Annotated in this window: 2 protein-coding genes and 1 pseudogene; 2 read left to right on the top strand and 1 reads right to left on the bottom strand. The window is 53.2% G+C overall.

All coding sequences use genetic code 11. The annotated features are described in order from the left end of the window. Nucleotides 1-511: pseudogene (locus IBX50_RS20565) on the top strand (translational GTPase TypA); the annotation flags it as partial. 60 nt (nt 512-571) lie between these two features. After that, complete coding sequence (locus IBX50_RS20560) at nt 572-1,018, top strand: hypothetical protein (protein WP_292258293.1); 447 nt, start codon at nt 572-574, stop codon at nt 1,016-1,018. Here IBX50_RS20560 and IBX50_RS20555 read toward each other — a convergent pair. Next, nucleotides 984-1,452 (bottom strand): FAD-dependent oxidoreductase (locus tag IBX50_RS20555; protein ID WP_292258290.1); only part of this gene is annotated, 469 nt, incomplete at its 5' end. The two genes, IBX50_RS20560 and IBX50_RS20555, sit on opposite strands and share 35 nt — an antisense overlap.

Here is a 1,452-nt window from a genome sequence, read left to right as displayed (position 1 = left end):
GGGTCGTGTGCGTCTGGACTTTATCATTCCTTCACGCGGTCTGATCGGTTTCCGTAACCAGTTCATGACCCTGACTTCCGGTTCCGGCATTCTGACCAGTATTTTTGATCATTACGGTCCGATTGCAGAGGGTTCTGTTGATCATCGTGTTAACGGTGTACTGGTCTCCATGGCGACCGGCAAGGTGCTGGCTTACGCTCTGACTACTCTGCAGGATCGTGGTCGTCTGTTTGTTGGCCCGGGTGTGGAAGTGTATGAAGGCATGATTGTTGGCATCAACTCTCGCGACAGTGACATGGCAGTGAACCCCACTAAAGCGAAAAAACTGGATAACATGCGTGCCTCCGGCAACGATGAAACCATCCAGTTGACTCCGCCAGTGAAGTTCAGCCTTGAACAGGCACTGGAGTTCATTGATGATGATGAGCTGGTCGAAGTGACGCCTAACTTCATCCGTATGCGTAAAAGATTCCTGACAGAAAACGAGCGTAAGCGCGCTGGTAAAAGCTGACAGTCTGAGTCTTAATAAAGGCGACCTGTGAGGGTCGCCTTTTTTTTGGGGATAAATTGTATGAGATTCCAACGTTATCTGCTTCCCCTGGTATTGCTGGGGTTGATCATTTCATTGTTATTACCCAGACCCGAAGAGCCGAGTCCGGCACCTGTGGCGGTGCCACCGGAAGCAGAAATGCAGACCGTGCCCGATCCTCGCAGTTATCGCCCAAGGCCAGAGCCGGTGCATGGCTTGAGTGATGCGGATCGACGGCAGCTGGGGTTTGGGGCCAGACCGGAGCGGCGTATCCTGCAGAGCTTGTCTGAGCGCAGGGATTTGATTCCGCAGCAGCCGGTGCTGGGTGGCAGCATGGATTTTGTGCTGGAAGAATCCGTGGTGCTGAATCGCCACTGGGTACTGGCGATCTATGAAGACGGCCATGTTCGTGGGCAGGCGCTGTTTGAATATCAGGTGTCGGAAGCTGGTGAAATCAGCTGGAAACTGCTGACACATCAGCCCGACTGAGTTTTTTTCGTTTTAGCTCGCGGATGATAAAACGTCCGGGATGCAGGCTTTCCACCAGCTCTTTTGCCACTGGCGCTGGTTCATTCAACAGCTGGCTCACCAGTAGTTCAGAGGCCAGCGGAATACTGGCTAGCCCGCGTGAACCATGACCAATATTTAGCCATAGGCCAGGATAATTCTCGGCAGCGGGTAGATCACTCAGTTGGGCGTTATAGCTCAGATCCTGGTAAAGCATTTGCCAGCGTTCAGCAACAGGGGCGGGGCCAACCAGTGGCAGGTAATCCGGTGAGGTGCAGCGGAAACCAACACGGCCAGTGCAGTTTGTGGCATTGATGGCTTGCTGTTCCGTGCTTTGTGGCAATAGCTGGGTCAACAACTCTGGCAGGCTGGTATTCAACTCCTCAATATTGGCTTGATGATCCTCATCAGTCAGC

The sequence above is a fragment of the Marinospirillum sp. genome (assembly GCF_014859565.1).
This window is presented reverse-complemented; position numbering and strand designations above follow the sequence as displayed.

Excerpts from the sequence above, each read along its gene's own strand:
- IBX50_RS20560 (WP_292258293.1), top strand. The coding sequence starts at position 572 with ATGAGATTCCAACGTTATCTGCTTCCCCTGGTATTGCTGGGGTTGATC.